This is a genomic window from Thiomonas sp. TH-17, assembly GCF_057473305.1.
On sequence record NZ_JBYCKI010000013.1, the window covers coordinates 34,334 to 42,177 of the forward strand.

Consider the following 7,844-nt stretch of genomic DNA (forward strand, 5'->3'; position numbering starts at 1 on the left):
GTTTGGACAAAGTTCGTTATATTCACGTGAATACTTTGATCATCATATTTCTCATCTCCCTGGAGAACAAGCCATGCGTTTTTTTCACCCCGCTCGAAATCAGCGTCCTCTAGCTGCGGTTCGTCCCCTGCTGTTACCGCTGGCGGCCTGTCTGCATGCCGGATTGGCCGTGGCGCAAACGTCGCCACAGAGTGCGCAGCCGGTGTTTCAGCTCGGGGAGGTGGATGTGCAGACCACTGCGGTCTCTGCACCGCCCCCCGGCGGCACGAGCAGCAGTGTGGTGACGCAACAGCAGATGCTCGACCGTGGTGCGCTCAATGTGGGCGAGGCGCTGTCCGATCTGCCCGGGGTGACGCCGGTGAGCATGGGCCAGCGCGGCGAAACGCAGGTGAACATCCGGGGGTTCGACTCCCGCCAGACCACGCTCAATATCGACGGCATTCCGATTTATGTGCCATATGACGGCAACGTCGATCTGTCGCGCCTGCTGACGCCGGGCATTTCGCAGATCGTCGTGACCAAGGGCCTGGGCTCGCTGATGTACGGGCCGAACAATATGGGCGGCTCGATCAATATCGTCACGCAGGCGCCCGCCAAAAAGCTCGAAGGCACGATCACAGGCGGCCTCACCGCCAATCCGCACAAGCTCTACGGCAACGACCTCTCGGTGCAGCTGGGCAGCCGCATCGACAGCCGCTGGTATGTGCAGGGCGGCGTGGCCAGCGCCAGTCGCAACGGCTTTCCCCTGTCGGGCAACTTCAAGCCGGTGGCTGCGCAACCCTCTGGCGACCGGCTCAATGCATCCAGCCACGACATCAACGCCAATCTGAAGCTGGGCTTCACACCGAACGCCACCGATGAATACGCGCTGGGCCTCTACACCGTCAACTCCGATAAAGACTCGCCGCCCTACACCGGCAACACAAAGGTGACCGGCCAACCCGTGCGCTATTGGCAATGGCCGCAGTGGAACAAGCAGAGCCTGTACTTCATCGGCAATACCGCGATCGGCGCGGGTTACCTCAAGACCCGGCTGTACCACGACACCTTCGACAACGAACTGATCTCGTTCGACAACGCCAGCTACGACACCACCAAGAAGCGCTACGCCTTCAACAGCAAGTACCGCGATTTTTCCAACGGCGCCACGGTCGAGCTCGGCCAGCCGCTGGGCGCGCAAAATTTTCTGAAGATTGCCGGCTTCTACAAGCAGGACGTGCACCGCGAATCCAACCTCGCCACCCAGGCCCAGCCTTATGCCACGCCCTGGCTGCATTTCGAGGCGCGCATCTATGCACTGGGCTTTGAAAACGCCTACAAGCCCACAGCGGCAGACACTCTCACTTTCGGCTATCGGCGCGATGAGCACCAGTTCAACCAGGCCGAGCAATACACCAACCAGGCGCAGACTCAGATCGGGCCGATGCAGGCCAGCCCGCAAGTGGGAGCGAACAACGCGCAGATCGTCTGGCGGCATAAGCTCTCCATGCACACCGAGCTGCGCGCGGGAATCGGGCAGAAAACGCGATTTCCCAGCATCAAGGAGGTGTACTCGTATCGTCTCGGCCAAGCCATCCCCAACCCGGCGCTCGGCCCCGAGCAGGCGCTCAACCGTGAGTTGGGCGTCTCGGGGGTAGCGCTGGGCGGAGTGAAATACGACGTCTCCCTCTACTGGGACTCGATCAAGGATGCGATTGAAAGCGTTGCAACCAGCACACCCGGCGTGAAGCAAGCGCAAAACGTCGGCACTGCGGCCAACAGGGGTTTGGATCTGAGCGTGCAGGCGCCCATCGGAAACGCCTGGATCGCCTCCGTGGCTTACAGCTATCTTGATGCCACGCTAGGCTCGCCGGGCCTCGTGGCCACAGGCGCGCCGCGCAACTGGGCCGATGTCGGCATCTCCTGGCTCCCCGGCGAAGCCACCACGCTGTCCGCGCATGTGCAGGCGGCGAGCAGTCGCCAGACCACGACCAACGGTCTGCAGCCGGTGGCCGGTTTCGCCGTGGTCAACCTGCGCTGGGCGCAACGCCTGACCCCGCGACTGACCCTCTACACCAATCTGAACAACGCCTTCGACCGCAACTATGAATTGAGCGAAGGCTTCCCCATGCCCGGACGCGAACTGCGGGTGCAACTCCAATACAAGCTATGAACAGGCTGCGCTGCGTCTTGCTATGCGGTGCGCTCGTCGCCACCAGCGCACTCGCCCAGGCCCAGACTCCGCAGGCCTGCCCCAGCGCCCCCAGCGGCCCCGTGTATGGCAGCAGCCCAGTCAACAACTATTTGCTGCTGTCACTGGCGCCAGACCGCATGGCCGGGCTGAACTTTTCGTGGAGCAAGCAGGCCGCGCAAATCCTGCCAAAAAACGTCCTGGATCTTCCCGTGCTTGGGGGCTGGTTCGGACAAGGCAAAACGGCCAATCTGGAACAGGTGCTGCGCGTACATCCCACACTGGCGCTGATCTCAGGAGCCACCGTGGGCGCGCAGGCCAGCACCGAGGCCATGCGAAAAATCGGAATGCCGCTCTGCCCGGTCAAGCTCGACACCCTGGCCGACTACCCCGCAGCGTTCCGGCAGGTGGGGCAGGCGCTGGGCATCGCAGCGCGTGGCGATGCGCTGGCCGCTGCCGCGCAGACCTCGCTGGACGAGCTGGCCGCCTTGCGCAAGCGCGTGGCACAGCACAAGCCGGTGCGTATCTACTACGCAGAGGGCGAAGACGGCCTGGCCAGCGAGTGCAGCGGCTCGATTCACGCCGAGGTGATCGACGCCATCGGCGCGCACAACGCCATTCATTGCGCCGACAACAGCCGCTTTGGCATGGTGCAGGTGAGCTTCGAGCAGATCATGGCCAGCGACCCCGACTGGATTGTGACCCAGGACGGCCCGGCCATGCGCGCCATCCAAACGGAACCGCGCTGGAAGCTGCTGCGCGCGGTACGCGACGGGCATGTGCTGTTTGCACCGCAAGTGCCATTTCGCTGGCTCGACCGCCCCCCTTCGTTCATGCGTTTCATCGCCGCACCCTGGCTGGCGAGCCGGGTGTTTCCAGCGGAGTATCAGGCGGCCTTTCGCCAGCCCATCATCGCACGCACCCAGCAGTTTTTTGCGCTGTTTCTCAACCACAAGCTGACGCCCGCGCAAGCCGATGCGATTGTGCGGCCCAAAGCCGCCGATTACCCAACCAAGTACTGAGCCATGCAAGCCTATGCCCTGCCGCAGATCGGCATGATGCTGCACATGCAGCCCTCAGGCGGCGAAGCCATCCCTGCGTTTCTGGCTAGCCGCGCGGCGCTGGTCGCCGATCTGGAGGCTGCTGGCGTGGAGGCGGTCTGGGTCACCGAGCACCATTTCGACCCGCAAAGCCTGAGCGCCTCGCCCTTGCTGATGCTGTCGCATTGGGCCGCGCACACGCAGCGCATTCAACTCGGCGTAGCGGCGGTGCTGCCCGCGGGTCGCAACCCGGCGCTTTTGGCCGAGGAGATCGCGCTGCTGTCCAACCTGGCGCCGGGCCGCATCGCCATCGGTTTTGCCAAAGGCGGGCCGTTCGAGGCGCAAAAGCGCACCTTCGGCTGGGGCAGCGATGCGGCGCGGGCCGAGATGCAGGCCGTGGTCGATGCAATGCTCAACCATTTGTCGCCTGCGCCAGATGCGGCTCCAGCCATGCCTGCCCTGCAGCCTCCGCCGCATCTGCCTGTGCCGTTGTTCATTGCCAGCCGGGAACCTGACACCCTGGCCTGGGCCGCGCAGCGCGGCCTGGGTTGGATGAGCGCACAGTTTTGGCCGCTGGATATGTATGACGCACAGGCCATCAACTGGGGAGTCGCCGCCAGACAGCCGGCTGACGCGGTGCTCGCCCGCGGTCTGTGGATCGACGATGACGGCGCGGCTGCCCGTCGGCATGCCCTGTCCTGGCTGGCCAGCTTTCGCGCAAGCAAGCAATCGCAGTGGAAGGTGGGATTTCGCGGCCCCCTAGCCGAGATGGACGAGGCCGAGAGCCTGGCGCGCATGATTGTGGGAACGCCGTCGGAGTGCGCCACCCAGTTGCGCGACCTGCTATTGCAGCGCTGTGTGCCACGCCTAGCGTTCAACCCCATGCACGAACTGCCGACCTTGCAGATCGAGCAAATGCGCCGCCTTCTGGGCGACGTAATGCCCATGCTTGCAACAGCGCCGCCTGTGCACGCCACCGGCCTATGAAGGCGATCGGCTGGCTGCTCGTTGCACTGATTGTGGTCGCCTCATTTTCTTTGCTGCTGGGGCGTTACCAGCCTTCGCCATTTGAGGCGGCGCTGCGGCTATGGCAAGGCATGACGGGCACGCCATCGGATCTGTGGAGTGTCATCACCGAACTGCGCGCACCGCGGGTGATCGCAGCGATCAGCATCGGCGCGGCGCTAGCGGTGTCCGGAGCGGCCTATCAGTCACTGTTCCGCAATCCGCTGGCCTCGCCCGAAGTGCTTGGCGGACTGGCAGGAGCTGCTTTCGGCGCTGCGCTCGGCATTCTGATTGGCCACACGTTGTGGCAAGTGCAATTCAGCAGCTTCGTCTTCGGCCTGCTGGCCGTGGGCATCACCTTGCTGCTGGCCCGCATGGTCGGGCAAGGCGGCATCATTGTTCTGTTGCTGGCTGGCCTGATCACTGGCGCATTTTTTACTGCGCTGCTGGCGGCCGTCAAATATGTGGCCGACCCCTACGACCAGCTGCCGGCCATCACCTATTGGCTGATGGGAACGCTCTCGAGCATTGACGCCAATCGTGTCTGGCTCACAGCGCCATTGATGTGGATCGCCACTGCCGCGCTGGTCATGCTCGGACATGCGCTGAATGTGCTCAGCATGGGCGACGAGGAAGCCGCGACGCTTGGCATGCCGGTGCGCAAGCTGCGACTGCTGATCATCGCCCTATCCACTTTGCTGGGCACGCTGTCAGTGACCCTGGCCGGCATGATTGCCTGGGTTGGGCTGCTGATTCCCCAGATCGCCCGGCTGATCTGGGGCGCGGATAACCGGCGGGTGCTACCGGCTTCTGCGCTTCTCGGCGCACTTTATGTGCTGATCCTCGACGATGCGGCGCGCACCATGTTCACGGTGGAACTGCCCCTGGGCATTCTGACCGCACTGGTCGGCCTGCCGGTGTTCGCGTGGGTATTGCGGCGGGTGGCAGCAGGCTGGACGGATTGAAGGGAGCACCATGATCGACGTCGAACACCTCCATGCCGGCTATGGACAGGAGCCGGTGGTCAAGAATGTAAGTCTGCGGCTCGCACCGGGCGAAGCCGTCGCCCTGCTCGGCCCCAATGGCTGCGGCAAGACCACGCTGCTCAAAACCTTGTGCGCCATCCATCCTCCACAGGCAGGTTCGGTGCGCGTTGACGGCCTGGATTTGGCCGCGTTGTCCGAGCCAGCGCGCGCACGCCGCATTGCCTACGTCCCCCAGCAGCACCGCCTGGTATTCGCCTACAGCGTGCTGGATGTGGTGATGATGGGCCGACTCGCCGGACGCGGCCTGATCGCACGTCCGGCGCCGGAAGACTTCGCCGCCGTGCAGTCCGTGCTTGCCCGGCTCGAGATCAAGGCGCTGGCTGCGCGCAGCTACGCCGCCTTGTCTGGCGGACAGCGTCAGCAGGTGCTCATTGCCCGCGCATTGGCGCAAGACGCCCCCTATCTGCTCCTCGACGAGCCCGCCAGCAGTCTGGACTACGGCAACCAGCTGCGGCTGCTCGAAGTGCTGAACCAGCTGCGCAGCGATGGCCGCGGCGTGCTGTTTACCACCCACCATCCGGACCATGCTTTTGCCGTCGCCTCCCGCGTCATCCTGATGCAATCCGGGCGCTTCATTGCCGAGGGCGCACCCGCGCAATGCATAAGCCGTGACCAACTGGCCCGCCTCTACGCCCTGTCACCCGAGAGCCTGGAGCGCGCAGCGACTGCGCACGACTGGTCGCGTCAGCACATCCACGCCTGACGCCCCGCCCTTCAGCTTGCTTCTATACTGGCCCACGCGCCGATTTGCCCTGGGCTTGCGGGCGCTTGATAAATACCGCTAAAACAGCGCAGACCACCGGCGGTTTTCGCTGCATTGCCAGCGCCGCCGGTTTTGTTTTTTCAGGAACACCCATGAGTGCTTCGCCCTCCGCCCTCGGTGACGTCACGCCGCAGCGCATGGCGTTCGAGCAGCCGCTGCCGCTCCAGAGTGGCGCGCAGTTGCCGCCTTACGAGTTGATGTTTGAAACCTACGGCACGCTCAATGCCGCGCGCAGCAATGCCGTTCTGGTGTGTCATGCGCTCAACGCCAGCCATCACGCCGCCGGCATGCATGCGGGAGCCCCCAAGAGCGTAGGCTGGTGGGACAACCTGATCGGCCCCGGCAAACCGCTGGATACCGAACGCTTTTTCGTCCTGTGCGTCAACAACCCCGGTTCGTGCTTCGGCTCCACCGGCCCGATGAGCCTCGACCCCGCAACGGGACAGCCCTGGGGCAGCCGCTTCCCCGTGGTGACGGTCGAAGACTGGGTGGACGCGCAGGCGCGGCTGCTCGACCGGCTGGGCATCGAGCGCCTGGCCGCGGTCATCGGCGGCAGCCTGGGCGGCATGCAGGCGCTGAGCTGGACGCTGCGCCACCCCGATCGCGTGGCCCACTGCGCGGCCATCGCCACCGCGCCCAGCCTGTCTGCGCAGAACATCGCCTTCAACGAGGTGGCGCGCCGCGCCATCATCACCGACCCCGACTTTCACGGCGGCGACTACTACGCGCACGGCGTCGTTCCCAAACAGGGTCTGGCGGTGGCGCGCATGATCGGGCACATCACCTACCTCAGCGACGACGCCATGGCGGCCAAGTTCGGCCGCGCGTTGCGCAATGGCGCACTGGGCTACGGCTTTGGCGTGGACTTCGAAATTGAGAGCTATCTGCGGTATCAGGGCGACAAATTCAGCGGCTACTTCGACGCCAATTCCTATCTGCTCATCACCCGCGCGCTCGACTACTTCGACCCGGCGCGCGCCACCGGCGGCGATCTGGCGCAGGGGTTGGCGGCGGCGCAGGCGCGCTTTCTGCTGGTGAGCTTCACCACCGACTGGCGCTTCTCGCCGCTGCGCTCGCGCGAGATCGTGCAGGCGCTGGTGACCAACCGCCGCGCCGTGACCTATGCCGAAGTCGATGCCCCGCAGGGCCACGACGCTTTTCTCATGGATCACCCGCACTACCACGGCGTCGTTCGCGCGTGGTTCGACCGCATCGCGCAGGAGCTTTCCAAATGAGCACTCCGCTAAGCGTGATTGCCGAGCTGGTGCCGCATGGCAGCCGCGTGCTCGATCTGGGTTGCGGCGATGGCCGCATGCTGGCACATCTGCGCGATACCCGCGACTGCAGCGGGCTGGGCGTTGAAATCAACCCTGAAAAATTGATCGCCGCCGCCGAAAAAGGCGTGGACGTGCTGCAGTTCGACCTGGAGCAGGGCCTGTCGATTTTCGGCGACGGCACTTTTGACGTGGTGCTGCAGATCGACACCTTGCCCAATCTGCGCCACACCGAAAACGCGTTGCGCGAAACCGCACGCGTGGGTCGGCTGGGCATACTCAGCTTCGCCAACTTCGCCCACTGGAGCATCCGCCTGCAGATCCTGACGGGCCGCCTGCCGGTGACGCCCGAGTTGCCCTACGAGTGGTACAACACGCCGAATCTGCGCGTGGCAACCTATGCCGACTTCGAGCGTCTGGCTGCGCACTGCGGTCTGCGCGTAGTCGACGCCTTCGGCGTGCGCAACAACCGTCGCATCACATTCGCTCCCGGCCTGCTGGCTTCAGAAGCGGTGTTTTGCGTGCAACGGGCGTAGCAGGGAGGGC

7 protein-coding genes are annotated in these 7,844 nt (G+C 64.5%); all 7 read left to right on the forward strand.

The features are described from left to right. Window positions 1-73: 73 nt before the first annotated feature. Window positions 74-2,152 (forward strand): TonB-dependent receptor plug domain-containing protein, encoded by a 2,079-nt coding sequence (locus AC2VLV_RS00985; RefSeq protein ID WP_486988227.1) that lies wholly within the window; start codon window positions 74-76, stop codon window positions 2,150-2,152. After that, on the forward strand, window positions 2,149-3,192 hold the full coding sequence (locus AC2VLV_RS00990; protein WP_486988228.1) for an ABC transporter substrate-binding protein: 1,044 nt from the start codon (window positions 2,149-2,151) through the stop codon (window positions 3,190-3,192). Before AC2VLV_RS00985 ends, AC2VLV_RS00990 begins: the two co-directional genes overlap by 4 nt. A gap of 3 nt (window positions 3,193-3,195) precedes the next feature. After that, on the forward strand, window positions 3,196-4,197 hold the full coding sequence (locus AC2VLV_RS00995; RefSeq protein ID WP_486988229.1) for an LLM class flavin-dependent oxidoreductase: 1,002 nt from the start codon (window positions 3,196-3,198) through the stop codon (window positions 4,195-4,197). Then, entirely contained in the window at window positions 4,194-5,180 is a 987-nt protein-coding gene (locus AC2VLV_RS01000) for a FecCD family ABC transporter permease (RefSeq protein ID WP_486988230.1), read from the forward strand. The genes AC2VLV_RS00995 and AC2VLV_RS01000 overlap by 4 nt, the downstream gene beginning before the upstream one ends. A 10-nt stretch (window positions 5,181-5,190) precedes the next feature. Next, on the forward strand, window positions 5,191-5,964 hold the full coding sequence (locus tag AC2VLV_RS01005) for an ABC transporter ATP-binding protein (protein WP_486988231.1): 774 nt from the start codon (window positions 5,191-5,193) through the stop codon (window positions 5,962-5,964). A 152-nt stretch (window positions 5,965-6,116) separates the two neighbouring features. Next, window positions 6,117-7,259, forward strand: a complete 1,143-nt coding sequence (gene metX / locus AC2VLV_RS01010) for a homoserine O-succinyltransferase MetX (protein ID WP_486988232.1) — start codon at window positions 6,117-6,119, stop codon at window positions 7,257-7,259. Next, window positions 7,256-7,834 carry a methionine biosynthesis protein MetW gene (gene metW / locus AC2VLV_RS01015; RefSeq protein ID WP_486988233.1) on the forward strand — a complete coding sequence of 193 codons (579 nt, stop codon included), beginning with the start codon at window positions 7,256-7,258 and terminating at the stop codon, window positions 7,832-7,834. The genes metX and metW overlap by 4 nt, the downstream gene beginning before the upstream one ends. Window positions 7,835-7,844: the final 10 nt, after the last annotated feature.

Bases quoted from the DNA above. Each gene is read 5' to 3' on its own strand.
- AC2VLV_RS00985 (WP_486988227.1), top strand. From the start codon at position 74: ATGCGTTTTTTTCACCCCGCTCGAAATCAGCGTCCTCTAGCTGCGGTT.
- AC2VLV_RS00990 (WP_486988228.1), top strand. From the start codon at position 2,149: ATGAACAGGCTGCGCTGCGTCTTGCTATGCGGTGCGCTCGTCGCCACC.
- AC2VLV_RS00995 (WP_486988229.1), top strand. From the start codon at position 3,196: ATGCAAGCCTATGCCCTGCCGCAGATCGGCATGATGCTGCACATGCAG.
- AC2VLV_RS01000 (WP_486988230.1), top strand. From the start codon at position 4,194: ATGAAGGCGATCGGCTGGCTGCTCGTTGCACTGATTGTGGTCGCCTCA.
- AC2VLV_RS01005 (WP_486988231.1), top strand. From the start codon at position 5,191: ATGATCGACGTCGAACACCTCCATGCCGGCTATGGACAGGAGCCGGTG.
- metX (WP_486988232.1), top strand. From the start codon at position 6,117: ATGAGTGCTTCGCCCTCCGCCCTCGGTGACGTCACGCCGCAGCGCATG.
- metW (WP_486988233.1), top strand. From the start codon at position 7,256: ATGAGCACTCCGCTAAGCGTGATTGCCGAGCTGGTGCCGCATGGCAGC.